Here is a 26061-nt window from a genome sequence, read left to right as displayed (position 1 = left end):
AGCGGATCGCATGCCCTCTGAGGCTGGGAGCCAAGAGCGCATCCGGGTCTCCGGGTACTAGGTCATGAGTTCTAGGTACTTTCGTGCTGGAAGCACCGATTGGCGAAGAAAGGTGACAGGCAACTGACCTAGAACCTCGAACCTAGAACCTCTTAGGAGTCTTGTGACTCGGCCAGCACCACAGGCGGTTGATCGGGAGCTTCGACTTCCTCAAAGGTGAGCTCGTCGGTTTCGGTGTCGACGTCCACGACGATGGTGGTCCCGGCCTTGAAGGAGCCGAGCAGGACCCGTTCCGACAGGGCATCTTCGAGGCGCCGCTGTATGGCTCGGCGCAACGGCCGGGCACCAAGCTCCGGATCGTATCCCTTGTCTGCGAGGAAACCTTTGGCGGCATCCGACAACGCCAGTTGAAGGCTCTGTGACTTCAACTGTTGATGGACTCTCGCCAGCATGAGATCGACGATCTCCTTGACCTCATCCTTGCGAAGCTCGTGGAACACGATCACTTCGTCGATGCGGTTGAGGAACTCCGGACGGAAGTTCTTCTTGAGCGCCTCGGTCACGCGCTCCTTCATGTACTCGTATGTGACCTCTTCGTTTCCCTTGTGGAACCCGACCGCCTTCTTCCGCAGCTCGGAGGTACCCAGGTTGGAGGTCATGATGATGACCGTGTTCTTGAAGTCGACCGTCCGACCCTGGGCGTCGGTCAGCCGGCCGTCCTCGAGAATCTGGAGCAGTGTGTTGAAGACATCCGGGTGGGCTTTCTCGATCTCGTCGAAGAGCACGACAGAAAATGGCTTGCGCCGGACCGCTTCGGTGAGCTGCCCACCTTCATCGTAGCCAACGTACCCGGGAGGCGAACCGACCAACCGGCTCACAGTGTGCTTCTCCATGTACTCCGACATGTCGAGTTGGATGAGGGCGGCCTCATCACCGAACAGGAACTCGGCCAGCGCTTTGGCAGTCTCGGTCTTGCCGACGCCGGATGGCCCGAGGAAGATGAACGACCCGGCCGGACGCTTCGGATCCTTGAGCCCGGCCCGGGTCCTGCGGATGGCCCGGCTCACCGCGCCGATGGCGTCGTGCTGACCAATGATTCGCTTGTGGAGCTCGTCTTCCATGCGGACCAGCCGGGCGGTTTCCTCCTCGGTCAGACGGTGCACCGGGATACCCGTCCATTGCGCCAGCACCTCGGCGATTTCTTCTTCGTCGATCACCCAGGTTGATTGGATGCCGGACTCGCTCGCTTCGCGCTCATGTTCCATACGATCTGAAGTGAGGCTCCGTTCCTGATCGCGGAGCTGGGCAGCCCGTTCGTACTGCTGCGACTGGACGGCCTCCAACTTGGAAGACCGCACTTCGAAGATACGATCGTCGAGATCCTCGAGCTCAGGCATGCTGCCTTTTCGCTGGATTCGCATGCGGCTGCCGGCCTCGTCGATGAGGTCTATGGCTTTGTCCGGGAGGAACCGATCGGCGAGATAGCGATCCGCCAGGTTGGCGGCATTCACGAGCGCCTGGTCGGTGAATCGCACCTTGTGGTGCGCTTCATACCGATCCCGAAGGCCGTGCAGAATCTGAATGGTATCGGCCACCGTTGGTTCCTCGACCTTAACCGGCTGGAATCGTCGCTCGAGTGCAGAGTCCTTCTCCAGGTACTTGCGGTACTCCTCGAGCGTGGTGGCGCCGACGGTCTGCAGTTCGCCGCGAGCCAGCATCGGCTTCAGAATGCTCGCCGCGTCGATGGCGCCTTCTGCGGCGCCCGCTCCAACCAGGGTGTGAATCTCGTCGATGAACAGGACGATGTCGCCCCGGGTCCGAATCTCCTTCAGCACCTTCTTGAGACGCTCTTCGAAGTCACCCCGATAGCGCGAGCCTGCCACGAGCGAGCCCAGGTCGAGCGTGTAGAGCTGCTTGTTCGTCAAGGTATCCGGGACATCGCCGGCGACGATACGCTGGGCGAGGCCTTCCACGATGGCCGTTTTGCCAACTCCGGGCTCTCCCACCAAGACCGGGTTGTTTTTGGTCCGCCTGGACAGAATCTGCATGACTCGCTCGATCTCGGTCTGGCGGCCGATCACGGGATCGAGCTTCTGCTCACGAGCAGACTGGGTGAGATTCCTTCCGAACTGATCGAGGATCGTCGATCCACCCGTCGGTTGCTCGGCCCGGCCCTTGGCGGATGAGGGGCCAGACGGCTGATCATCGCCCTGAACTCCGGACAGCAGCTGAATGACGGTTTGACGAACCTTCGGGAGATCTGCGCCGAGTTTCTGTAGAACCTGAGCGGCAACCCCCTCACCCTCCCGGATGAGTCCCAGCAGAATGTGCTCTGTACCTATGTAGTTGTGGCCGAGTTGAAGCGCCTCGCGCAGACTCAGCTCGAGAACCTTCTTAGCGCGGGGCGTGAACGGAATGTGCCCGCTCGGCGCCTGCTGACCCTGCCCGATGATCTCGACCACCTGCTGGCGGACGGAGTCGAGGTTGATGCCCAGACTCTCCAGGGCGCGGGCCGCAACGCCCTCACCTTCATGGATGAGGCCAAGCAAGATGTGCTCGGTGCCGATGTAGTTGTGATTGAGGAGGCGCGCCTCCTCCTGTGCAAGCACCACAACTCTTCGGGCCCGATCAGTAAAGCGTTCGAACAAGGTCTCTCGGCCTCCTACCAAATTCCCCAGCGGGCCAATCGCCGGCCGCGCAGTTGAGTATAACCCCGGTACCCGCCAAACCCGACGGGCCTGCATAAGCCCGGTCGGCCGGACCGTCCAGGACCTGCGTGATCTGCTCTGCTTCGTTAACCGGCAGCGCACTACCATGCACCCGCACCCGCTGAGAAGGTCGTGCATGGACGCTCCAACCCTCGAAGATCTCGTTCCACTGCCGTCGGTGTGGCAGCGGCTCGAACGCGTCGAGACGCGATTGCTCGAGGTATCGCAATCGGGTGACGCGTTCCTCACCAAAGCGGCTCAGCACCTTCTCATCGCCGGTGGCAAGCGCTTCCGCCCCCTCCTGGCCCAACTCGCCGCGGAGTTTGGCCCGGCCGACGATCAGCGCTCAATCGACGCGGCCGTCGCCGTCGAACTCATCCACGTCGGCAGCCTCTATCACGACGACGTCATCGATGAAGCGACCACACGTCGCGGCACAGACTCCGCAAACACCAACTGGGGCAACACCGTTGCCATCCTGGCCGGCGACTTCTTGATGGCGCGGGCATCTGAGGTGGCGGCCGCCACACTGGGGCAGCGGGCGGTCGAGATCCTGGCCAGGACCTACGCCGAACTGGTCGAAGGCCAGACCCTGGAACTCCAACTCGACTGGGACATCCACCACGGCACGGACGAGTATTTCCGGGTGATCGAGGGAAAGACGGCAAGCCTGATCCGCACATCTGCCCGGCTCGGCGCCATGGCCGCGGACGCGTCTCCCGACGATGTGGAACGCCTCAGCCGATGGGCCTGGGAGCTGGGCATCGTTTTCCAGATCAGTGACGACGCACTGGATCTCGTTGCCACCGACGATTTTCTCGGCAAGCCGGCCGGATCCGACATTTCGGAGGGCAAGTTCACTCTGCCAGTGCTCTCGGCGCTACAAGGTCCAGATGGAAGCCGGATCGGCGAGATGCTGGCCCGCCCCCGGCCTTATCCCCAGGAATCTGTTTCGGAGGTCATTGACCTCGTGCGGGCAGGCGGATACGTGGAGAGCGCTCTCGATGAAGCGTCCCGCCGGATAGAGGTCGCCGGGAACGCCATCGCCGACCTGGCAGATTCACCTGCGAAAGACGTCCTGAACTCGCTCGGGGGCTACCTCATCAACCGGGTGGCTGCGGGGCGATCGGCCGGTTAGCCGTTTGGCGCGGGCCAACGCCTCTTCTCCATAAGCCATAAGCTATCGGCGGGATCGGCCGACAGGAGTCCACAACCGCAACCGGACGGACTCGATCATGCGCACGCACACGACTGAACGGATCAGCCCCAACAGAAGGGGCACTCCGGGCCCGATCGGGCGCGAGGCGGCCCCGTGATCGACGACCGCGCCCGCACCGAGCCGCCGCGCCCGCACTCATCGAAGCGGCAGCTGATGACGGTAGCGTCGATCATGCCCGAAGCGTTCCCCTCGGAAGGCTCGGCGACCCCGGTCGACACAGAAACTGCCGCGCAACTGGTGGACGAATTGCTGGCCGCCCACCTCGAACCCCCGGCCACACGTTTCCCCGGCGTAGGTGACGAAATCGTCTGCGTTTTCCCCGACCTCGACCGGACTGAAGCAGCCGGTTTCCTGGAAACGGCGCGCCTTCGGGTCAGGAACCGGGCAGATATCCCGGACGTGATGGTCAGCTTCTCCGCGGGTCTCGCCGCCGACACCAGGAACGATGACCGCCAACTGACCCTCGATACTGCAAGACTGCTTCGATCGGATGCACAGGCGAAAGGAGGTGACAGAGTGCAGATCCAAACTGAAGCAACCGGTGACCGGCGCACGATCCTTCTCGCCGAAGACGACACCCTCACCGACCGGCTGATCATCCATCGCCTTCAACGGGAGGGCTATGTGGTCGTGCATCATCCGGATGGCCAGAGCGCGCTCGAAGCTGCTCAGGCAGCCGGTCCCCAACCCTATGCCCTGGCGATATTCGACGTGAAGATGCCACGAATGGACGGTTTCGAACTCCTTGGCCGATTCAAGGAAGACCCGAATTTGGCCTCAACTCCCGTGGTAATGCTCACCGGGATGGGCGCCGAACAGGACGTTGTACGCGCACTGTCCGGCGGAGCCGATGACTACATCCTGAAGCCGTTCTCGCCGACAGAGCTCGCCCTCCGGGTCCAGCGTCTGCTGGCGAAGTAGCCGCCGACCGTCATGTGGTCCGGCGGAACCTCTCCAGCGTGGGCGACGGGTTCATTGATCACCGTCGTGCTCTGGTCGACGCTCGCCATCGTCGCAGTCGTCTTGTATCTGGCCGGAGTGGCCTTCTCAATGCGGATCCGCAACGTGCTTCGTGCTCGCCGCTACAACTCCTACGAGGCGAGCTGGGAGCCCTTGCTCCTCGACGTCATCGACGGATCCATCCCCGCCTCCCGGCTTCACGCCACCGTCACATCGCGCTCGAGGAGACACTTCCTGAAGTTCCTCGTCCGCTATGCCCGCCTCCTGTCCGGCGGCGACCGCCGGGTGGTCGTCGACCTCGCCACACCACACCTGCCGATGATCGTGAGAGACCTCAAGGCCCGGAACCCTGAGCGGCGCGCCTTCGCCGTGCAAACGCTGGCGACCCTCGGTATGGCGCAATACGGCCCGATAGTCGCCGGGGCACTCGATGATCCCTCAGCGCTCGTTTCGATGGTGGCGGCACGGACGCTCTCAGCATCGCGCCAGCCGGCGTACATCGACGACGTCCTCTTCAATCTCCACCGCTATGCCAGGTGGAACAGCCGCTTCCTCTCCAGCATGCTGGCCTCCATGGGGTCCGAGGTGGCTCCGGCACTCCGGTCGTACCTGCGGAGCAACCGTGACCCCCTCGATCGGGCCGTTGCCGCAGACGCCCTCAGCCTCCTCACCGACCCCGCCGCCGCCGACGTTGCAGCCGGGATCCTCAACGGAACTCCCGACCGGGAACTCGCAGCGGCTTCACTACGTCTGCTCAGAGCGGTGGGCGGACCGGAGCACCTGCCGATCGCCAGGAGCTGCGCGACCAGCAGGGACTTCGTGCTGCGAGCCCTGGCCTTGCGGGTGCTGGGGACCGTCGGCGAAGCGGTCGACCTCGAGCTGCTCGAGCGAGGAATGGCAGACCCCGAACCCTGGGTCGCCATCAACTCGGCCCAAGCCATGGTGGAGGCGGGTGGCGCGGCGCGGCTCGAGGCCATGGTGGAAAGCGGCCACCCAATGGCGGCGCTGGCCCGAGAAGCGATCATGGAGAAGGTCGCATGACCACTGCGATCACCGTCGTCAGCGTAGTGATCCTCGCCTATTTCCTGGCTCTCAATGTCATCTACATGACCACGAGCATTCTGGCCTTCCTCCATCTCAAGAAATACGTCGGGCGCCTCGAGTCACTCCACATCAGCGATCTCGTCAACGCAGCCGGGGGAATGCCGATCACCCTGGTCATGCCAGCGTTCAATGAGGTCGCCGGCATCGTCGAGTCGGTCCGATCACTACTCACCCTGCAGTATTCGGACTACGAGATCATCGTCGTGAACGACGGCTCAACGGACCGCACACTCGATCACCTGATAGAGGCCTTCGAGCTGGAAACGGCGGAACGCACCCCGAGTTCGTCGCTCTCAACTGCTCCGGTGCGGGCGGTATACCGGGCGGGCCGCCATCCGAACCTGTGGGTAATCGACAAAGAAAACGGGGGCAAGGCCGACAGCCTGAACGCCGGCCTCAACCACGCCCGGACTCCATTGTTCTGCGCGATGGACGCCGACACGCTGCTCGAACCGGAGGCACTGCCCCGCCTCGTTCGCCCGTTTCTCGAGGACCGGACGACAATCGCGGCGGGAGGAATCGTTCGCATCGCCAACGGCTGCATCGTCGAGGGTGGCATCGTTCGCCAGGTGTTGCTACCGACGAACTTGGTAGCCCGCTTTCAGGTCATCGAATACCTCCGTGCCTTCCTCGCCACCCGGGTCGGCTGGGATGTGCTGCGATCGACCCTCATCATCTCCGGGGCATTCGGTGTGTTCAAGCGGGCGATCGTTGCGCAGGTCGGCGGGTTCTCCACCGACACAGTCGGAGAAGACATGGAACTCGTCGTCCGCCTGCATCGATATTGCCGGGAGAAAGAGATCAAGTACCGGATCAACTTCGTGCCGGACCCGGTTGCCTGGACGGAAGCCCCGGAAGACCTCAAGAGCCTCGGCCGGCAGCGTGACCGGTGGCAGCGGGGTCTGGTGCAGACCCTCTGGCGCCACCGGCGGATGTTCGGCAACCCGCGCTACGGTCCGCCCGGTCTGATCGGATTCACCTACTACACGATCTTTGAAGTCATCGGGCCGATCATCGAAGCCGTCGGATTTGCGTTCTTCCTGTGGGCTGCGGTCACCGGAAATGCCCCTCTGCAATATGTGCTGGCTTTCCTAGCGCTGGCGGTGGCTGCCGGCGTTGCGCTGTCGGTAGCAGCGGTGGCCCTGGAGGAGTTGTCGTTTCGCCGGTACACGAGACCGGCCGACTTGGGGCGAATGATCGTGGTGGCGCTGATCGAGAATTTCGGATACCGGCAGCTGTCAACGTGGTGGCGCATCAAGGGCATAGTCTCGGCGTTGCGCGGCGACCACACGTGGGGAAGCCTGGATCGCCGCGGCTTCACTCCTTCGGTCGAGTCCACCCGGCCTGCGGTGATCGATCTCACTGCGGACGATCTGCGGACGACGAAAGGCTCGGACCATACGTAACTGATCACCAGATCAGATTCGGCTGATCGTCGGGGGATTTGGCAGGTGCCACGAGCCGGGGCCGTCATCTGCGTGGAGCGAAACGGAAGCTTTTGCCTCAGACTGCGAGCGTGTTATCCGGGCGGCGACCGCCATCCAGGCGTGTGCGCCACGTGGTGTTCTCCGACATGACCGACAGGTATGACGCTCGCGCCCGCCTGCCGGGTGTCGCGGCCGCAACTTCCGGAAGACCCTCGTAGAGAGTCGAAAAGTATGCCCGGATGGCAGCCAGCGCCTCGGCCCGGATCTGTGAAACCCTGGCCTCGGTGACCTTCAGATCGTCTGCAATGTCCTGAAGGGATTCTCCCTGCAGGTAGTAGCGAGTGACAACCTCTGCTTGCGTCGATGGAAGAAGCTCGATTGCCGTCTTGAGGGTACCGAACAGCTCACGTTGCTCGAGCGCCTGCTCCGGGAGAGCCTGTGAGCGCTGCTCGGCGACCTGATCCCGCAAGGGCGACTCATCGGAATCTTCCTGATCGAGATGCAGGAGGGTGCTGTGGCCCTCCTGGGCTTTCTGGGCGGAGAGCTCCATGGTGGTGATGCCGAGCGTCGTGGCCAGGTCATCGTCGCTGGGGCGGCGGCCGGTGTGCTCTTCGAAATCCGAGGTCGCCTGCTGGATCTCACGGAGGTTGCGCCGCACCGACCGCGTCGCCCAGTCGCGCGTCCGGGTGGAATCGATGATGGCTCCGCGAATCCGGATAGCGGCGTATCGGGCAAACGGAATGCCGGCATCCTCATTGAATCGTCGGGAGGCTTCGACAAGGCCGAGTGCCCCGGCGTTCCACAACTCGTTGCGATCGACGTGACGCGGATAGCGAACCGATACTTCTGCGACGATGTGACCCACGAGCTCGAGGTGATCGGTGGCAAGCTGATTCCGGTCCGAATAGGCCATGATCTTGTCCTTGTCCGGTTGTCCCTGGTGTGTAACTAGTTCTTTGTTGTAGCTACTTTCTAGTCATCGGCACCCGGATGCAGGGTTCTTGAGTGCTATTCGCGTTTAGTCACATTCCGATTTCGAGGCGAAAAGGCGAGCTATTACTCCGGAGCTTGAACAGGCGGCCGGCCCGCCGACAGGCCAAATGCAGGAAACCGCGCCGGCCTAGATTCGATGGAGGCCTCAGGTGAACGAACTGATGCTCATGCTGCAACCCGGGGTCGAGCCGCTCCTGGAGATCCTGCGTAGGGAACGCGATATCCTCGAAAGCCTCTTGGCCCGACTCCGCCAAGTCGGTGAACTGGTCCTGTCACACCCCGATCGCTCTCTGGCTTCCGCGGCCAGGCAGGTCTCGAACCTCGAAGACCAGCTCGGTACCACCGAGATGATGCGTGCGCTGATTGTTGCGGGAATCGCCGAGGAATGGCACATAAACGACTACGACCTCTCCCTACGCACGATCATCAGCCGGGGCCACCCCGATCACGCACAGGCTCTCGGACAACGCCTCGATGAACTCGTAGCTCTGACGAATGAGATCGATTCGCTCAGGCCATCGCTCGAGCAGTCAACCCGTGAACGGTTGGAGGCTGCGCAACTCGGCATCGAGCGACTCGCAGGCACTCCCCTGGATGGGTGAGAGCCGGGAAAAAGGTCGGGCCCTCATCGTGCATGCCGATCCCGCCACGGTGAAGCCGTAATCGACAACGAGAACCGTCGCTTTCGATGTACCACAAACCGGTCTAGCGGAGAAAATCGACCAACGACGGCTGAAGTACTCTTGACAGCACCTCGAGAGTCACCTGATAGACGACCGTCTGCGTCTGGAGTTCACCGATTACCGCAGACGCGTAGGCGTGGTCGAATCCGGGCAAGCGCGATTGGATCTTGCTTTGCTCGATCACGCTGCGTGAGAGACTGACCATCAAACGCCTGCGGGCATCCGAGAGCCCGGCAAAACTCCTGCCCACTTCGTCGATGCATCGCTCAAAGGCACCGACGGCTTCCGGCGCATCGATGAGACCTTCGAGGAGGCGGACCGGGTCGGGACAATCGGGGAGGTCATCGCCGACCGGCTCTTTGGCCGTCGTCCTGCGGACCACACGACCCGAACCGCTGCAGTAGACCCAAGCAGCGCCGGACCGGGACCCAGGCCCACCGCCGATGCTCGTGGTGGTCGCCTCTCGAAGTGACTCGGCTAGAACGCTGATCTCTTGCCGGGCGGCGGTCCGCTGATCCTCGTCGAGCACGCCTTGCAGGCGAGTCGCCAGATGCCGCGCCCGTTGGAGTTCTTCTACCAGGACCCGTAGCCGGAGATCGGCGAGTTCGATCCAGGCCAGTCCCTCTCCCGAATCATTCCCTTCCTGTATCCAACCGCTGACCTCATCATGGAGGCTGTGCCCCGGGTTGGCTCGAGTGCACCCGTCCCGCCACCCTGCTCCATCGGATTCGATCCCCCAATCGAGATCATCTACCGAATTGATGCGCCCGTCGAGTCCGTGCCGTGTGCAATAGGCCTGGATCTCCCGTAGAACCTTCATATCCAACTCACCGGACGTCGACTACTGGTCCCAACCGGCGGCATATCGGGGTCACTCTGCGCAACTCGGCCGGCACGTCTTTCCCGGTCGGCCGTCCCGTGCAACCGATAAGCGGACCGGGCCCCCCCAGTCACCACTATCCTCATCATTACGGATGGAACCACAGCCGCCGATTCGCGACCCGAACGAACTCGAGGGGCTCCTTGCCGAGCGCGAGGAAGAGCTGCGGCAATTTCGCCTGGCGCTCGACGTGCTCTCACCGATCGACCCGAGCACAGGAACGCTCAACCGCAACGGCGTGATCGACGCCATCCAGGATGCCCTGGACTGGTTGACTCGCCGCAACGACCCCTTCGCCATTCTCGCCGTCGAGATTCCAGGCCTCCAGGCGATCAGCACGAGCGCGGCCGAACGTCACCAGGGCATCCAGCAGCACCTGGAGGCCGTGCTGGAGGCCGCCTTGCGCAAGGTCGACAGGGTCGGTCACGTCGACCACACGACCTTCGCGGCCGTGTTGCGGGAATTCAAGATCGAGGGAAATCAGGTACTCCTCGAGCGACTGCGAGCGATCCTGCAAATGGAGTCGGAGCGAGCGAGCCTGGTTCCGACGGATCCGGCCTTCACGCTGGTCTCCATCAAACCGGGACCGTTTCATCGGGCAGGTTCCCTTCTCGAACAAGTCGAAGCGCTGCGGACCAGATCCTCGCCGGGCAGCCCGCTCATCATTGAACTGTGATCCCGGCCGCACCGGCCGCCGGCCGCACGAGCAGACTCGAGGGAGACCGGTAGTCGACGCCGGTCCTCTAGGTGCGGATCCGGACACGCCGGACGGACCGGTGCGTTTCCCTAGGGGAGTCCTCGGGGCTAGGTCCGGTGACACGACGCCCTACTCGGGCCTCATCCAACCGCCCCGATTGGCGCCGGCCGGCCCTTGAAGTGCCGGACGATCGATTACGGGCACGGCGGCAACCACCTGAATGGCCTCGGGCGCCGGCGATGCGGGTGAGGCCAGTGTGGCCGCCGCCTTGACCGGGGCCGGCTGTGGAACTTCGGTTGTAGTCGTTGGGAGTGGAGCGGCCCCGACGGGAGCGACCGCGGTTTCAGTTGCCGCTGGAGCAGGCGAAGGCTCAGTTGTGGTTGCCACCGTGACGGATGCACCTGCGGGTGCGGGGGTGGCGTCCTGCTTTTCGGCATTCTCTTCAGCCACCGGCGTCGCAGCCACCGGCATCGGCTGACCGTTCAGCCAGCGCCGCACGGTATCGACGGCTTCGCTCGAGACAGCGATCCCTCCACCGGCAGTTCCTTGCACAACGACGACGGCCGCCTCGGCGAATTGCTCGGCCGGAATTCCGCTCCAACCCGCCGAACCGTCGAACCAACCACGATCGACGGGAATGTCCTGTGCCGCATAGAAGGCGGCCATGAAGTCGGAATCCCGATGCGCCCGGCAGGTGAGCATTACGTGGTGGGCGAGTTCGTGGTAGACCGTGGCCGCCATCGTCCCGGCCTCACGATCCGGGTTGACCGCTACGACTGCCTCAGCCGTCCGGTACTCACCCATGCGGCCCGACAGTGATTCGAAGATGACTGACGCCGAGCCGATACATGAGGCCCTGGCGGAGAACGATGTTTCAAAGACGCCAATGGCGCTGTCCACGGCCGCAACGGCTTCTGCACTTCCGCCGGCCGGATCGAATGAAATCGAGGAAGCCTGGACGGGGTTGATCGTCACAATGGCTATGGCAACCCCTGCCAGCAGCGCCATTCCTTTTCGCATCTCGAAGTACCTCCCTGGGCTCATATAGCGCCAGTCGGAGGCCGGAGACGGGACTTAACGCGAAAGATAGTTCACGAGGTAACCATTTAAGTGACTAGGCAACACGCTGCACGACATATCTAGTCACGTGAGTGGGTGTTGCCGTCTGTGGGTCATAGGCCATGGGCCATAGGCCATAGGCCTGCTAGGGCTGCTCCGGCCTCAAGTGCGGGAACAACAGGACCTCGCGGATGGTCGTCTGGTCGGTGAGCAACATGACCAGGCGGTCGACGCCGATACCGAGGCCGCCGGTGGGAGGCATCCCATATTCCAGGGCACGAACAAAGTCCTCGTCGATCGGATGCGCCTCGTCGTCACCGGCTGCTTTGGCCAGGGCCTGCTGCTCGAATCGGTCCCGCTGATCGATGGGATCGATCAGCTCCGAGAAGGCATTGCAGAGTTCCATCCCGCCCGCGAACAGCTCAAACCGCTCGGTGAGATTCGGATCGTTGCGATGGATCCTGGCCAGTGGCGAAGTCTCCTTCGGGTGGTCGATCACAAAAACCGGATCCCAGAGACCCGGTTCAACGAGGTGTTCATAGAGCTCAGCGATGATCTTGCCCTTCCCCCAGCCTCCCTCCGGCGTGATTCCCCTACCGGCAGCCAGTTCCCGCAGTTGCTCCAACGACCAATCGAACCCGACCGGTTGCCCGATCGCTTCTGCAAGAAGATCGAGCAGCGTTGCGCGCCGGTACGGTGGGGTGAGGTCAATCGGCTTTCCGTCGTACTCGATCAGACTCGAGCCCGTCGCTGCTTCGGCAACGGCACCGATCACTTGTTCCATCAGCTCCATGATGTCGCCGTAGTCTGCGAAGGCTTCGTAGGCCTCCAAAGTCGTGAACTCCGGGTTGTGCGTGGTGTCGACGCCTTCATTGCGAAAGATGCGGCCGAGTTCGAAGACCCGTTCGATGCCGCCGACTACCAGTCGTTTGAGATGCAACTCGGTGGCAATGCGGAGGTACATGTCCACATCGAGGGCGTTGTGATGAGTTGCGAAGGGCCGCGCCAGCGCTCCGCCTGCCTGCGCCTGCAGAACCGGGGTCTCGACCTCGACGTAGCCTCGGTCGGTGAACTGCTTGCGAAGTTCGGCAATGATCTGGACCCGCGTGAGTGCGACAGCACGGGCCTGCTCACTGGTGATGAGATCGAGGTAGCGCTGCCGGTAGCGGCGCTCCACGTCTTTGAGTCCGTGCCACTTCTCAGGCAACGGGCGAAGCGACTTCGAGAGCATGGTCCACGACCGAACGCGGATGCTCAGCTCACCCTTCTTGGTCGTGATTATCTCGCCCTCGACTCCGATCCAATCCCCTCCGTCGACCTCGGCGAACCGATCGAACTCCTCTTGCCCGAGCGTGTCTCTGGCAACGAACAGCTGGATTCGACCGGTCCGATCGAGAACGACCGGGAACATGAGCTTGCCGAAGCTGCGGACATTGAGAACGCGACCCGCCACCGCCACGGTCTTACCCGTCTCGACTCCCGGTTCCAGTTCTCCATATTCAGCATGGAGGTCCGCGGCCAGCGCCGTGCGTTCGAACCGGTAGGCATACGGCTCCCCGCCAGCAGCCCGGATCTCGCCGAGCTTCTCGAGACGGCGCGCCGTGATCGGATGCGCAGCGAGGCCGGCCTCGTCCGGGACTTCGGCACTTCCGAGGTGGGTGGGGTCGTCAGTCATGGGAAGGGATGGTACCCGGAACCGAGTAGCCGGTACCCGGCAGCTGGTACCAGTAGTGGGAGAATCCGCCGGTGAACGACCGTCTGCCCGTGGCCAAATGCCGGCCGCTATCTCCCCTCGTACAGAATGCTTGGACCTTCCAATCGATGCCCTCGATCCGCCTCGATGCCGGCGGAGGTCACGCGGAAGAACACGTTGTCTATCAACCGGGTGTTCCCTACGCGGGCTGCCACCGCCAGGAAGCTGTCCTGCTCGAGGCGACGGACCGGTTGCGCAGAATCGGCATCCGCCAGCGTCACATAGTCGACCTCGAGATCGCCGAGGTGGCCGGCAACCATCGTTTCGAGTTCTTCCGCAGATCGCTCTCCGTCTTCGGCCGCTCCGGCTGCCGCCATGAGTCCGGCGGATATGCCCGATGCCCGATCCCGCTCCTCCGGCGACAGGAATACGTTGCGACTGGAGAGTGCCAGGCCATCCGGCTCACGGACGATTGGCACCGGCACCACTTCAACCGGCATCGAAAGGTCGAACGCCATCCTCGTCACGGTGACCAACTGCTGTGCGTCCTTCCTTCCGAAGTAGGCCCGATCGGCGCCCGTGCCGATAAAGAGCTTGGCGACAACGGTGGCAACGCCCTCGAAATGTCCCGGTCGCAAAGGGCCCTCCAGACCCTCCGTCACGTCGGACACTCTGACGCGGGTGAGCTGTGGACGGGGGTACATCTCCTCGAGTTCGGGAGCGAACAACACGTCGACGCCTTGCTCTGCGGCCAGGTGGGCATCGCGGCCGGAGTCCCGTGGATAGCGAGATAGGTCGCGCGTTTCGTCGAATTGGAGTGGGTTCACGAACAGGCTCATCACCACCGTGTCACATTCCCGGCGCGCCGTGTCGACGAGCGCCAGGTGACCTTCATGTAAGAAGCCCATGGTCGGCACCAGACCGATAACGCCGGCCGCCAGGTCACGCACGGCGGCAAACGTACCTACGACCTTCATCCGAGTGCCTCGCGCATTGCTTCGCCTGAGCCGGCCCATCGAGCGGTAGCCCGCCCGAGCGCCCTGAAGTCGGATGCTAGATCCGGATCGAAAGCTTCGACTGCGGCCAGTTGAGAGGCGACGGTGCCGACATCGCCGCGGGCGATCGGCCCGGTCAGCGAGACGAGGGGGCCCAGGTCGAAGGCATTGTTGACGATCTGGATGACCAACGGCCGGCATGCTGCAAAGGGAACTCCGGCAGCTGCGAACAAGCGCTCGGCCATCCCGAGCGCGGTGAGCACGTAGTTGGCGGCGGCGGCTGCCGCGGCGTGATAGAGGGGTCGCTGCGCGTCCAGGAGTTCGAACGGGTGAGCGCCGATGCTGATGGCCAGACCCTCGAGCACACCCTGAAGGGGCGGGTCGGCAGTGATCCCAACTGATGCTCCATCCAGGGCTGCCGCTCCATCACGTGGGTTCGGCATCGATTGCAGCGGATGGAATCCACCGATCTCCAACCCGGCCTGCCGGAGTGGATCGAGAGCATCAACGGAGGTGAGACCGGAAAGATGAACTGATGCGGCCGCGGTTGAGGCTATCGGCACCAGCAACGTAGCCACCTCGGTGATCGCGTCGTCGCGAACTGCCACGATGATCAGGTCACACGAAGGCAGCGAGATGCCCCATTCGAGGACCGGAGCCTCGAGCGTTGCCGCCCCGGGAATGACGTTCGACCGGCCGAGCACGCCCACGATGTCGTGGCCGGCCCGGTGGGCGGCGAGCCCGACCGACGTCCCGGCGCGCCCCAGCCCGACGATCACGATGCGCAGTGGATTGTCCATGCCCGGAACGGTAGTGGAGGTTTTCTGGTCGGGTGGCGGTCGGCCATTGGAGGTGGGCCAATTGTCGAAAGCGGGCGGTCGGCGTGGTTGCTCCACCGGTAGCATCTGCGGACCATGGAGTGGAGGCCAAGCGGTGTCATCAAGAGCTAAGAACCAGGGGGCCGGCGCCGTTGTCGCGTCGGTCTGGGTTCTATTCCTCGGCACCGCCCTCGTGATGGCAGGCAACGGACTTCAGGGTTCGCTCCTGGGCATTCGATCGGATATCGAAGGTTTCGCCACCCCTGCCATCGGCATCGTCATGGCGTCCTACTATGCCGGGTTTCTCGTCGGCTCGCTCACTATTCCGGCCAGACTGGCCAGCGTCGGACACATCCGGGTGTTTGCCGGGCTGGCTTCGCTCACGTCGTCTGTTGCTCTCATCCACTACCTGGTCGTCGGCGTTTTCACCTGGTCGTTGCTGCGCTTCATCACCGGGGTGTGTCTGTCGGGCCTGTATGTGACGATCGAGAGCTGGCTCAACGAACGAGCCACCAACGCAACTCGCGGCCGCCTGCTGGCCGTGTACATGGTGGTCGTGACAACCTCCGTCGGGTCCGGGCAGCTTCTCCTGGGAGTCGCCGATCCATCCGGCCCCGGGCTCTTCATCACCGCTTCGATCCTGATCTCGCTGGCCATCGTGCCTCTGGCTCTTTCACAGGTGCCGGCACCCGCGCTCGAAGCGCCCGCCAAGGTCTCGATTCGAGCGCTCTTCCGTGCGGCCCCGCTGGGCGTCGTTGCCGGGGCCCTGGTCGGCGCCTCGAACGGCGCGATCTTCGGGCTGGGAGCGGTCTTCGCCACCCGGATCGGCATGGACCCGGGTCGGGCAGGGCTCTTCGTAGGAGCGTCCATCGTCGGCGCAACCCTCACGCAGTACCCGATCGGCCACCTATCGGATCGATTCCCACGCCGACGGGTGATCTTCGCCGTGGCAATGGCCGCCGCCGGTGTTGCGGGGGCCGGAACCGCGGTCGATCCGGACAGCCTCCTTCTCTTTGCCGTGGCGCTGCTGTACGGCAGCCTTGCCTTCCCGATGTACTCACTCGCCGTCAGCCATATCAACGACCTCGTCTCGGACGATCAACTGGTGGCAACTGCCGGCGGCGTGTTATTCGTATACGGGGTGGGTTCGATTGCCGGGCCGATCGCCGCCTCGCTGATGATGACGCTCCTCGGACCGGTCGGGTACCTGTGGAGCCTCTCGGGGTTCTTTGCGCCCGTTGCCGCATACTCGCTCTACCGTCTGATGACGAAGGCCAGACCCGGACAGAAACAGTTCGTCAGCCTTCCGCCGAGAACATCGCTGGTGGCCGCCCGCCTGGCCGAACCCCGCCCCAACGACGACCCGGCTGCCAGCTAGATGACCCAGGGAATCAAGCGCGCCTTGGTCCTGGCCCGATAGTCGGCATACTGCGGGAACCGCCTGAGCAGACGCGCCTCTTCCTTGCTCGCCTTCCACCAGAAGAACACGCCTGCCATCACTCCCGCCCCGAGGCCGACAACCGACAACTTGAACAAGGCGGCGCCGACCAAGGCGACCACGATTCCACCGTAAATCGGGTGCCGGACGGCTGCGTAGACACCACCGTGCACCATCCCGCCTCCATCAAGCGGTTCCGGAAAGGGCGTCAGGCGCTCGCCGAGTTGGAACAAGCCGAGCGCAGACTCGATCACCCCTGCGGCAATGACGGCGATGCCTGCCAGGCTGAGTGCGTCTCCGCCCGGAAGCGACGGCCCACCCGCGCCGAGCGCCAGGACCACCGCCAGAATCATCACAACCTGGGCAACGACCCACCAGCCACCGCGACCGTGGAAGCCTTTCGACGGTGGGACGAGCGACCACCAGGCTCCCAGACCGGTCACCTCCTGATCCTCAACGGCCGCCGCGTAGGTCGCAACCCCGGTTCCGTCGGGAAGGACGGCATCCGGCCATACGTTGAGGAGCGGCTCGATGACGAATCGGCGTTCGAGCAGGCGCGGGTGCGGGATGGTGCAGGCCTCGTCGGAATGGGTTTCCATTCCGTAGAGAAGCAGATCGAGGTCGAGTGTCCTGGCCTCCCACCGGAAACTCCGCGTGCGCCCACGCAGGTGTTCGACGTCGTGCAATGCGGCGAGGAGGTTCCGAGCCGCCATCCCGGTCTCCAGAATCGCGACTGCGTTCAGGTAGGCGCCCTGCTCCGGACCTCCAACGGGAGCCGTCTCATACAGGTCGGAGACGCCGACGAGTTCTCCGAGCGAGCCCAGGGCTTCAACGGCAAACTCGAGGTTCTCGAGTCGATCGCCCAGATTGGAGCCGAGCGCAATCGCCGCCCTGGTCACCGTGGCCTCTTGACGGTTACTGCAACATCCGAAAACGGCACGCTGATAGGAGCCGACGGCTTATGAACCGTGACGGTGACGCGGTGCACTCGCTCATCCTCCAACACCAGGTCGGCAACCCTGCCGGCAACCCGCTCGATCAGGTCCCACCGCTCTTCTGCCACCCGGTCATGGATTGCCTGCGCAAGTTCCCCGTAGTGAACGGTGGCGGCGAGGTCATCAGAGGCCGCGGCCTTCGAAAGGTCCAAGAACACATCGACATCAACGACAAAGATCTGGCCGTGTTCTTGCTCATCCGCCAGAACCCCGTGGTAGGCGAAGACCTCGATACCCCGCAGGCGAATGCAGTCGGTCATCCAGCTCTCCGAGCGCGCCTAGCGCTCCGCCACCCGGATCATCGCCCGTGCTCTCGGACCAAGCGGCCGGCCGAGGATCTCCTGAATGATTGCCGAAGCCATGATGGGGCCGTCGACGTAGGCAGCGTAAACCAGATATCCGGCGAGGAGACCGCCCATCCCCTCGTCTATGAAGTCCCGATGCACGAGCACCACCGAGTTCCTGTCGGCCAGTGCCTCGTCGAGCAGTCCAAAGAATGGGAGGAGGTCACCGTCTTCGTTCTCGGGGAGAAACGGACGATGCAGAACCTTGAAACCGGCATCCGCGTAAGAGTTCAGATTCTGGTTGCCCGGGAGAAGCGATAGGACGGTGGTGATCTTGGCCTCATTGCGCAGCCAGTTGATCTCTTCTTCGCGGCGCACCCGGCGGTGCTGAAAGCCGTAGCCGCCGATGCGCTCACACACGGCGAGTCGACCGGCGATCACCCACACGAATTCTCTTGGCTTGAGACCGGTCATCCCCCTACCTCGTCGAAGACCTTCAGCCGCACAATAGCGTCGGCAACGCGAGCAGATTGGAGGTTCCCGGGTACATCATGGACGCGAACCGCCAACACTCCGGCTGCCACCGCCAGCGCGGTGGTTCCGGCGGTGGCGGCATCTCGGTCACGAGCGTCGGGCAGCCCTGCGATCGCCCCGATGAAGGATTTGCGCGAGATCCCTACCACGATCGGATAGCCGATCGACACAAACTCACCTAGATCATGCAGCAGGGTCAAGTTATGGTCGATGGTCTTCCCGAAACCGATACCGGGGTCGAGGCAGATGCGATTGCGATCGATCCCCTCCGACTCGGCAAGGGCGGCACTCGCCAAAAGCGATCGTCGGACCTCCATTGATACGTCGTCGTAGCGAGGAGCGTCTTGCATTGTCGAGGGCGTGCCTTGCATGTGCATGAGGATGATTCCGGCTCCGTAGTCGGCCACTACCGCCGCCATCGCCGGATCCCCCAGCGCCGAAACATCGTTGACGATCTCAGCACCGGCGGCCAGGGCACCCGCCGCAACGGACGCTTTGGCCGTGTCAACCGACACGACGATGCCCTCCTCTGCAAGCGCCCGAACCACGGGAATCACGCGGGCCGATTCCTCTTCCTCTGATACGAGCGCGGCGCCGGGACGGGTCGACTCACCTCCAACATCCACGATGTCTGCCCCTTGACGGGAGATCTCCCGTCCGCGTGCAATGGCCCCGGCTGTCTCGTAGAAGTCACCGCCATCGGAAAAAGAGTCGGGAGTGACGTTGACAACGCCCATGACGAGTGTGTGCGGGCGGTTGCTGAGAATTCTCGTCCGCAGGTGCCAGTCCACGAACGTCAACGGCCGCCGTAGATCAGCGCAAAGGCCTCTGCCCTCGTTGCGTCACGATCACAGAAACTGCCCCTCACCGCAGAGGTGACGGTGATCGAACCCGGTTTCCTCACGCCGCGCATGCTCATGCACAGGTGCTCGGCCTCCACCACCACGAGGACGCCGTGTGGGTCCAGCCCATCCATCAGGGTGTCTGCGATCTGGGTCGTCAACCGTTCCTGGAGCTGCGGCCGGCGCGCGAACGCTTCGACCAGGCGGGCGAGCTTGGAGAGGCCGGTGAGGCGCCCCTTGGGCAGGTAGGCCACGTGGGCCTTGCCGTGGAATGGAATCAGGTGGTGCTCGCACATCGAATAGAACGGAATGTCTTTGACCATCACCATCTCTTCGTGGTTCTCGTCATCGAATACAGTGCTGACGATGCTCTCCGGATCGATGCTCAATCCACCGAACACCTCTGCATACATACGTGCAACCCGCCGGGGAGTGTCGCGCAGGCCCTCCCGCTCGACGTCTTCCCCGATACTCTCGAGTATCACTCGCACGGCATCAGCGATTGCGTCCAGTTGAACACCGTTCTCAGCGTCGGCCATGTGCTGCTCCTCAGACGTTGGGACCCGGGTCTGTCGTGATGTGTACGGCGGCGACGGCGTCCTCGGACGACGCCAAGTTGGGCATCTGAATGCGCATCGCTCCATCTGCCGTGTGCTCCCACTTGGGGACGTCGAAGAAGATCTTGGCGACTTCGGCGGCGTCGACGGTCTCCTTGTCCATCAGCTCGGCCGCGATGCGATGGAGAGCGTCCTCATGAGTGCTGAGGATCTGCCGGGCCTCGTCGTGCGCTTGACTGATGAGCTTGCGGACCTCTGCGTCGATGAAAGAGGCGACCTCGTCGGAGTAGTCCGGCTGCCGGGAATAGTCGCGACCGAGGAACACCTCACCGGCCGCCTTCCCGTACTTCATGGGGCCGAGGCGGTCGCTCATGCCGTACTCCATCACCATCTTGCGAGCGAGATCGGTCGCCGTGTCGATGTCGTTGCTGGCACCAGTCGAAGGGTCGCCGAACACGAGCTCTTCTGCCGTTCTCCCACCAAGCGAATAGGCCAGTTCGTCGACCATCTCGCTGCGCCGCTTGAAGAAGCGATCCTCGGTGGGCAGAGCCATCGTGTAGCCGCCACTGCGACCACGGGGGATGATGGTCACTTTGTGAATGGGGTCGAGGTTCGGCAGAGCAAAGCCGACCAGCGCGTGACCACCTTCGTGATATGCGGTCAGCTTCCGCTCGCTCTCTGAGATGACCCGGCTCTTCCGCTCCGGACCGGCAATCACGCGATCGATGGCCTCTTCGAGTTCTTCCATCCCGACCCGCTTCTTGTCGCGACGGGCGGCCAGAATGGCAGCCTCGTTGATGAGGTTGGCGAGATCTGCCCCGGTGAAACCGGGAGTCTGGCGGGCCAGAACTGCGATATCGATCTCGTCGTCGAGGGGCTTGCCGCGGGAATGGACTGCGAGGATGGCCTGGCGACCCTTGAGGTCGGGGCGGTCGACCACGATCTGCCGATCAAAGCGCCCGGGACGCAGCAGCGCCGGATCCAGAATATCCGGCCGGTTGGTGCCCGCGATCACGATCACACCGGTATTGACATCGAAACCGTCCAACTCGACCAGCAACTGGTTGAGGGTCTGCTCACGCTCGTCGTGACCGCCACCGAGACCGGCGCCGCGATGCCGTCCAACCGCATCGATCTCGTCGATGAAGATGATGGCCGGAGCTTGCGCCTTCGCCTGCTCGAAGAGGTCACGTACACGACTCGCACCGACGCCGACGAACATCTCAACGAAGTCGGAGCCCGAGATCGAGAAGAACGGAACGCCGGCCTCACCGGCGATGGCCCGCGCCAGCAGGGTCTTGCCCGTGCCGGGTGGTCCGTACAACAGCACCCCTTTGGGGATCTTGGCGCCCAAGGCGCGGAACTTGGCAGGATTCTGAAGGAAGTCCTTGATCTCCTCGAGCTCCTCGATGGCTTCTTCGACCCCCGCCACATCTTCGAACGTAACCTTCGGCGTATCGCGGGTGACCTGTTTCGCCTTCGCTTTCCCGAACTGCATGACGCGGTTTCCGCCGCCCTGCATCTGCGTGAATATGAAGATCATGAAGCCGATCAAGAAGAGCCACGGCAGCAGGCTGATCACGATTTCCCACAGCGAGGTGTCGGATTCGGGGAACATCGGGACATCGTTGGCCACGAGTACCTCGGTCAGCGTCCCTTCGTACTCCGGCGGATACGAGAACGTGAAGTCCGGCGTCGTGTCACCCTGGTCGATGTACTCGCCCGTGACGATGTCGGAGCGCGTGAACATCGTGACTTCTTCGATCTTGCCGTCCTCGACATCCTGGATGAACTGGCTGGTGGTGATCTCAACGGGCTTGTCACCTGTTTCAAACCAGGTTTGGGCGACCACAACCATGAGCACGACGACTACGCCGTAGACGAGGATCGTACGAAGAGTTCTGTTCATGAAAACTCGCTAAACGGTATCACGGGCGGACCATGGTATGCAGCCCGCTGGATTACACCGCATTCGCTTCAGTCATCCTCTTCCATGACGGCTATGTAGGGGAGATTACGCAGCTTGCCGATGTAGTCGAGTCCGTACCCGACGACGAACTCGGGACCTATCGAGAAACCGGTGTACTTCACATCGAGCGGGACCCGCTGGATCCCTTCCTTCACCAGGATGGCGGCTACTTCCAGGCTGGCCGGGTGGCGCACCCGCAAGCTCTTCAGCAGGTAACTCAAGGTGAGACCCGAATCGATGATGTCCTCGACGATCAATACATCGCGATCGGCGATCTCCTGATCCAGATCCTTCAAAATCCTCACCACGCCGGATGTCTGCGTGGCAGCCCCGTACGACGACACGGCCATGAAGTCGAAATCCACCGGGATGTGCACATGGCGAGCGAGGTCGGCCATGACGATGAAGGCGCCCTTGAGCACGCCGATCATCAGCAGATCTCTACCCTCGTAGTCTGCATCGATCTGCGCCCCCATCCGGACGAGGGCGGTTTCGATTTCCTCAGCGGAAATGAGCGTCTTTCCAACTTTCACACGGTCTCCCATTGGGCGTGAACCCAAAGGTAGCGCCGTGTGGTCGATCCGACCCAAACGGCTCGCGAAATTCGAGCTCCCGGCACCCACACGACGGAACCGGACGCAACGGCTACCGGCCAGTTTGATCTTTGCCCTGGCGAGACTCCGAGCCGGCGAAGCACCTCGCCCACGGATACGCCGTCCACCTCATCGGCCGGTTCGGCGACTCGCACCGTCATGGCGTCGGGCAGCTGTGCCGCGTCCGCCACTGCCATCCACGCAGAGAGCGGAAACGCCACCGGCGCACGCTGATCGACCCAGGATTCGAACGCCCACCGCCCGAACGAGACCGCGCCGGGAAGCGACCATTCGACGGGGGGCGGCGCGTCCCGGTGACGCGCCGGCGACATGATCAACCAGGGCCCACGCCGGAACACCTTCAACCCGCCGGCCAGCTCAGCGGAGGACACGACGCCGGAGGCGACCTCGGATACCCTCATCACCTCCGCCCTGGTGCCCGCGTACGGTCCTCGCACCCTCCGGAGGGCGTCCCGGATGGCATGGGACGCAGCCGCCGGGCCGATCGCATGAAGTTCGGGGGCCGCCAGCGCGATCCCTTCATCGAGGTCCAGCATCTGCACGCTGGTCGAGCCGGTCGGAATGCCGTCCGCCACCGACCCTGCGAGTTCCACGAGTGACGCTCTCAGCCGCGGATTGAACCGCGCCTCGAGATCCGGAAGGACGTCCCGCCGGATCTGGTTCCGCCGCGGATCGAGAGAGCGATTGGATGGATCGTCGCGCCACGGGAGGCCGAGCAGCGTGGCAAGTTCCCTGGTTTCAGACCTGGTTACCCCCAGGATGGGCCGCAGAAGGCGGCCGCGCTGAGCCGGGATGCCGGTCAGGCCGGTCGGACCCGTACCCCGCAAGATATTGAGGAACACGGTCTCCGCTTGGTCATCGCTGGTATGGCCGGTCACCAGCCACTCACCTTCACCACAGGACGCTTCGAGGGCGGCGTAGCGGACCTCCCGGCCCTGACTCTCAGGGGAGGCGCCGGTCGGCACCGTCACCTCGAGGACTTCGAGATCGAGGCCAAGCCGTGCCGCAATCGCAACGGCCGCCGCACGCACGATCGGTGATCCGGCCAAACCGTGGTCCACATGGACTGCCCGACAAGAAGTGCCCTGTTCGAGCATCAGCCAGGCGGCCACCGCACTGTCGGCGCCCCCGCTGAGGGCAACAGCAACACGACCAACCGGAGGGTCGGGCGCCTGGGCCAGCACCCGCCCGGCCAGGACACCTAGGCGACGCGAGCCAGCCATGCTGAAGGGCTGCGGATCTCGTCGAGAGTTGGCAACGATTCGACATCCCGCCAGACGAGATCGACCGTCTCCCAACCGGCTTCTCGTTCGACTGCGAGTACGAACTTCTCTCCCAGCTCGTACTGACGGAGTTTCATCTCCAACCCGGTGATGCGAAAGAACGCGGCAGTCCTGGCGTCCATACGACGTCGTTTGATAATCCCCGACATCCGCTCCTGAGTGACGAGATGGCGGGCGCCGATACGATCCATGATGACATGCCCGTGACCCTCGAGCACCGACATGAGCGCCTGTACTTTGTCGATCAGCTGGCGCTGAGCTTCCCCGGCGAAGAGGCCGAGCAGCCCCGTCTCTCCGATGATGTCGGCCTCGCCCTCTGCCGCCGTTCTTATCTCTTCGACGATCCTCTTGAGACGGCCACGCTCCGGCTCGGCACTCTCAACCAGGCCTTGAACGAGCGATAAGAAATACTCCTGCATCCACGGGACGGCAGTGAACTGGGCACGATGAGCGCACTCGTGTAATGCCAGCCAGAAGCGGAACTCATCCGGCGAGAACTGATGAGCACGTTCCATGGCAAGGACATTCGACCCGACGAGAAAGACAACGTCGCCCGCCGACTCATCCGTGGGTAGGACCAGTTCGTACTGGCCGAGTACCCGGCGCGACATGACGCCGAGCAGCGCCCCCATCTCGGCTGCCACGATGCCTCTGGCAAATCCGGCGGCCTTCGAGCCGAGGACGCCTGCCTGACTGAGTCGTCCGGCGATCTTCTCCTCGGCCGGTTCCATCAAACGCGAGAAGAACTCGACGTTGCGACGAACCCAGTCGGTTCGGCCCACAACCTCGACGGCGACCCGGGTCGCGGTGACGAGTCCGGTCTCCTCGCCGACCAGCACACCGGCACGTTCCATCAGTCCGGGCGCCTGGCGGCGTAGAGCCTCGACGTGGTAGGTGGATTCAAGGGGGTGGCTGCCGGCGACCCGGTCGGCCACTTTGACGGCCAGGGACCAGGGAATCCCGTCCGTCATCGTACGACGCGGTACCGCTTGCCGACCACCCTGACGAAGTACTGCACCACCGTCAGCACGATGACGAGAACCGCCACGACCAACAAGGTGGGAATGAGATAGCGGTAGGTCCAGGAGGGGAGGTCGTTGGATGGGGCCGGTTCGGGGACCTGGATCGCAGGGACGTCGCCCTGGGCGACCACATCAACAACGGCCAGCGCGGCCGGTGCAATCAGCATGACCGCGGTGAAAACCAGCAGGGGCAAAACAATACGACGACCGTTGTTCGACATGGCGGGGACACTAGTCGCGGGTCGCGGGTCGCGGGTCAACTGTTCATCTCATCACGCAAGACGCGCCGGAGCCGTTCAATCAGCTCGTCGGGAATCTCCTCTGCGCTCTTCTCCCGCACAACCGATCGCAACTTGCTCTCGAATTGAAAGGCTCCTTCGCACGGCGGGCACGACCGGAGGTGCCAATTGATGCGCAACCGCCGATACCACGTGATCTCACCATCGAGGAAGTAGTAGATCTTCTCGACTGCCTGATCGCATGTCCGCCTACTCATGGGGATCCCCCGTTGACCCGGTCAGGCCGCGTTCACCGGCGAACTCCCACAACGCTTTCTGGAGCGCCTTTCTTCCCCGGTGTAATCGGGACATCACCGTTCCGATCGGGACATCCATGATCTCGGAGATCTCCTTGTAGGAAAACCCCTCGACGTCGGCCAGCAAAACGGGGAGCCGGAAGTGCTCGGGGAGGGCTTCGACGGCTTGCTTCACGTCGGAGTCCACGAATCCGGCAAGCAGCTCCTCCTCGGCGCTGCGCGACGCCGCCCGGGTTCCCGCGCTGGAAACGCGGCGGTACATGTAGAGGTCCTCGAGCTCACCGAGGTCGACCTCTTTGGGACGTCGGGCCTGCTTGCGGTAACGGTTTATGAAGGTGTTCGTGAGGATCCGGTAGAGCCAGGCTTTGAGGTTGGTGCCATGTGTGAAGGTGTGATAGGCGCGGTAGGCCTTCAGGAACGTCTCCTGAACGAGATCTTCGGCGTCGGAGGTATTGCGCGTCATGCGCATCGCGGCCGCGTACAACTGCGGCGCATACTGCATCGCATCATTTTCGAAGTTGGCCTGATCAGCCACGAGCACTCCTGTCGCCGAGTGGACACTACCAACCGGGCAGATGGCGACAAGCCGGGTTGAGGGCCGTGGTGTGTCTCAGAGCCGGAGCGGGGATTCGAACCCCGGACCTGCTCATTACGAGTGAGCTGCTCTACCCCTGAGCTACTCCGGCGGCGGCCCGGTATGTTAGGCGTTCAACAGTCGGGGGGCGAAGCAAGAAGCGCACTTCGTACCAGGG

At 63.3% G+C, this 26061-nt stretch carries 26 protein-coding genes and 1 tRNA gene; 7 read left to right on the top strand and 20 right to left on the bottom strand.

The genetic code is table 11. The annotated features are described in order from the left end of the window. Positions 1–152: 152 nt before the first annotated feature. Entirely contained in the window at positions 153–2648 is a 2496-nt protein-coding gene (locus P1T08_07775) for an ATP-dependent Clp protease ATP-binding subunit (GenBank protein MDF1595979.1), read from the bottom strand. Between the two features lie 196 nt (positions 2649–2844). Here P1T08_07775 and P1T08_07770 point away from each other — a divergent pair, with 196 nt between their 5' ends. The 4 genes from P1T08_07770 (at position 2845) to P1T08_07755 (ending at position 7397) form a co-directional block, all read left to right on the top strand. Next, the gene (locus P1T08_07770; GenBank protein ID MDF1595978.1) at positions 2845–3846 is read left to right on the top strand and encodes a polyprenyl synthetase family protein; all 1002 of its coding nucleotides are present in this window, start codon (positions 2845–2847) and stop codon (positions 3844–3846) included. 174 nt (positions 3847–4020) lie between these two features. Then, complete coding sequence (locus P1T08_07765) at positions 4021–4848, top strand: response regulator (protein ID MDF1595977.1); 828 nt, start codon at positions 4021–4023, stop codon at positions 4846–4848. Between the two features lie 12 nt (positions 4849–4860). Continuing rightward, a complete protein-coding gene (locus tag P1T08_07760; GenBank protein MDF1595976.1) occupies positions 4861–5928 on the top strand; it encodes a hypothetical protein in 1068 nt (355 codons plus the stop codon). Next, positions 5925–7397 (top strand): glycosyltransferase, encoded by a 1473-nt coding sequence (locus tag P1T08_07755; protein MDF1595975.1) that lies wholly within the window; start codon positions 5925–5927, stop codon positions 7395–7397. The genes P1T08_07760 and P1T08_07755 overlap by 4 nt, the downstream gene beginning before the upstream one ends. Positions 7398–7494: 97 nt before the next feature. On the opposite strand, the gene P1T08_07750 is transcribed toward P1T08_07755, so the two are convergent. After that, complete coding sequence (locus tag P1T08_07750; GenBank protein MDF1595974.1) at positions 7495–8331, bottom strand: sigma-70 family RNA polymerase sigma factor; 837 nt, start codon at positions 8329–8331, stop codon at positions 7495–7497. 229 nt (positions 8332–8560) lie between these two features. Between P1T08_07750 and P1T08_07745 the strand changes: the two genes are divergently transcribed. Beyond that, positions 8561–9013 (top strand): hypothetical protein, encoded by a 453-nt coding sequence (locus tag P1T08_07745; protein MDF1595973.1) that lies wholly within the window; start codon positions 8561–8563, stop codon positions 9011–9013. Positions 9014–9116: 103 nt separating this feature from the next. Here P1T08_07745 and P1T08_07740 read toward each other — a convergent pair whose 3' ends face one another. Next, on the bottom strand, positions 9117–9914 hold the full coding sequence (locus tag P1T08_07740) for a hypothetical protein (GenBank protein MDF1595972.1): 798 nt from the start codon (positions 9912–9914) through the stop codon (positions 9117–9119). A 154-nt stretch (positions 9915–10068) separates the two neighbouring features. Between P1T08_07740 and P1T08_07735 the strand changes: the two genes are divergently transcribed. Further along, on the top strand, positions 10069–10650 hold the full coding sequence (locus P1T08_07735; protein MDF1595971.1) for a GGDEF domain-containing protein: 582 nt from the start codon (positions 10069–10071) through the stop codon (positions 10648–10650). Between the two features lie 150 nt (positions 10651–10800). On the opposite strand, the gene P1T08_07730 is transcribed toward P1T08_07735, so the two are convergent. From P1T08_07730 to P1T08_07715, 4 genes are all read right to left on the bottom strand, one after another. Continuing rightward, positions 10801–11691 (bottom strand): hypothetical protein, encoded by an 891-nt coding sequence (locus P1T08_07730; protein ID MDF1595970.1) that lies wholly within the window; start codon positions 11689–11691, stop codon positions 10801–10803. Between the two features lie 184 nt (positions 11692–11875). Then, complete coding sequence (gene lysS, locus P1T08_07725; GenBank protein ID MDF1595969.1) at positions 11876–13405, bottom strand: lysine--tRNA ligase; 1530 nt, start codon at positions 13403–13405, stop codon at positions 11876–11878. A 107-nt stretch (positions 13406–13512) separates the two neighbouring features. Next, positions 13513–14400, bottom strand: a complete 888-nt coding sequence (panC, locus tag P1T08_07720; protein MDF1595968.1) for a pantoate--beta-alanine ligase — start codon at positions 14398–14400, stop codon at positions 13513–13515. Continuing rightward, on the bottom strand, positions 14397–15218 hold the full coding sequence (locus tag P1T08_07715; GenBank protein ID MDF1595967.1) for a DUF2520 domain-containing protein: 822 nt from the start codon (positions 15216–15218) through the stop codon (positions 14397–14399). The genes panC and P1T08_07715 overlap by 4 nt, the downstream gene beginning before the upstream one ends. 133 nt (positions 15219–15351) lie before the next feature. On the opposite strand from P1T08_07715, the gene P1T08_07710 reads away from it, so the two are divergent. Further along, positions 15352–16614 (top strand): MFS transporter, encoded by a 1263-nt coding sequence (locus P1T08_07710; GenBank protein MDF1595966.1) that lies wholly within the window; start codon positions 15352–15354, stop codon positions 16612–16614. On the opposite strand, the gene folK is transcribed toward P1T08_07710, so the two are convergent. The 13 genes from folK to P1T08_07645 all read right to left on the bottom strand — a co-directional run bounded on the left by folK (position 16611) and on the right by P1T08_07645 (position 25995). Beyond that, the gene (gene folK, locus P1T08_07705; GenBank protein MDF1595965.1) at positions 16611–17573 is read right to left on the bottom strand and encodes a 2-amino-4-hydroxy-6-hydroxymethyldihydropteridine diphosphokinase; all 963 of its coding nucleotides are present in this window, start codon (positions 17571–17573) and stop codon (positions 16611–16613) included. The two genes, P1T08_07710 and folK, sit on opposite strands and share 4 nt — an antisense overlap. Then, on the bottom strand, positions 17570–17929 hold the full coding sequence (gene folB, locus P1T08_07700; protein ID MDF1595964.1) for a dihydroneopterin aldolase: 360 nt from the start codon (positions 17927–17929) through the stop codon (positions 17570–17572). The genes folK and folB overlap by 4 nt, the downstream gene beginning before the upstream one ends. Positions 17930–17947: 18 nt before the next feature. Further along, positions 17948–18427, bottom strand: coding sequence for a hypothetical protein (locus tag P1T08_07695; protein ID MDF1595963.1), 480 nt, complete (start codon positions 18425–18427; stop codon positions 17948–17950). Further along, positions 18424–19224 (bottom strand): dihydropteroate synthase, encoded by an 801-nt coding sequence (folP, locus tag P1T08_07690; GenBank protein ID MDF1595962.1) that lies wholly within the window; start codon positions 19222–19224, stop codon positions 18424–18426. The genes P1T08_07695 and folP overlap by 4 nt, the downstream gene beginning before the upstream one ends. Before the next feature lie 59 nt (positions 19225–19283). Then, on the bottom strand, positions 19284–19868 hold the full coding sequence (gene folE / locus P1T08_07685) for a GTP cyclohydrolase I FolE (protein ID MDF1595961.1): 585 nt from the start codon (positions 19866–19868) through the stop codon (positions 19284–19286). A gap of 10 nt (positions 19869–19878) precedes the next feature. After that, complete coding sequence (gene ftsH, locus P1T08_07680) at positions 19879–21744, bottom strand: ATP-dependent zinc metalloprotease FtsH (GenBank protein ID MDF1595960.1); 1866 nt, start codon at positions 21742–21744, stop codon at positions 19879–19881. 119 nt (positions 21745–21863) lie between these two features. Beyond that, positions 21864–22400 (bottom strand): hypoxanthine phosphoribosyltransferase, encoded by a 537-nt coding sequence (gene hpt / locus P1T08_07675; protein ID MDF1595959.1) that lies wholly within the window; start codon positions 22398–22400, stop codon positions 21864–21866. After that, positions 22385–23692 (bottom strand): tRNA lysidine(34) synthetase TilS, encoded by a 1308-nt coding sequence (tilS, locus tag P1T08_07670; GenBank protein ID MDF1595958.1) that lies wholly within the window; start codon positions 23690–23692, stop codon positions 22385–22387. Before tilS ends, hpt begins: the two co-directional genes overlap by 16 nt. Continuing rightward, entirely contained in the window at positions 23671–24723 is a 1053-nt protein-coding gene (locus P1T08_07665; GenBank protein MDF1595957.1) for a zinc-dependent metalloprotease, read from the bottom strand. Before P1T08_07665 ends, tilS begins: the two co-directional genes overlap by 22 nt. Continuing rightward, a complete protein-coding gene (locus tag P1T08_07660; GenBank protein ID MDF1595956.1) occupies positions 24720–24995 on the bottom strand; it encodes a hypothetical protein in 276 nt (91 codons plus the stop codon). The genes P1T08_07665 and P1T08_07660 overlap by 4 nt, the downstream gene beginning before the upstream one ends. 35 nt (positions 24996–25030) lie before the next feature. Beyond that, entirely contained in the window at positions 25031–25270 is a 240-nt protein-coding gene (locus tag P1T08_07655; GenBank protein MDF1595955.1) for a zf-HC2 domain-containing protein, read from the bottom strand. Next, a complete protein-coding gene (locus P1T08_07650; GenBank protein ID MDF1595954.1) occupies positions 25263–25844 on the bottom strand; it encodes a sigma-70 family RNA polymerase sigma factor in 582 nt (193 codons plus the stop codon). The genes P1T08_07655 and P1T08_07650 overlap by 8 nt, the downstream gene beginning before the upstream one ends. A gap of 79 nt (positions 25845–25923) precedes the next feature. Further along, a tRNA-Thr gene (locus tag P1T08_07645) sits at positions 25924–25995 on the bottom strand. Positions 25996–26061: the final 66 nt, after the last annotated feature.

The organism is Acidimicrobiia bacterium (assembly GCA_029210695.1).
Classification (GTDB): Bacteria; Actinomycetota; Acidimicrobiia; order Spongiisociales; family JAHEDJ01; genus JAHEDJ01.
The sequence above is the reverse complement of the archived record's forward strand: the minus strand, read 5'-3'. Positions and strand labels throughout refer to the sequence as shown.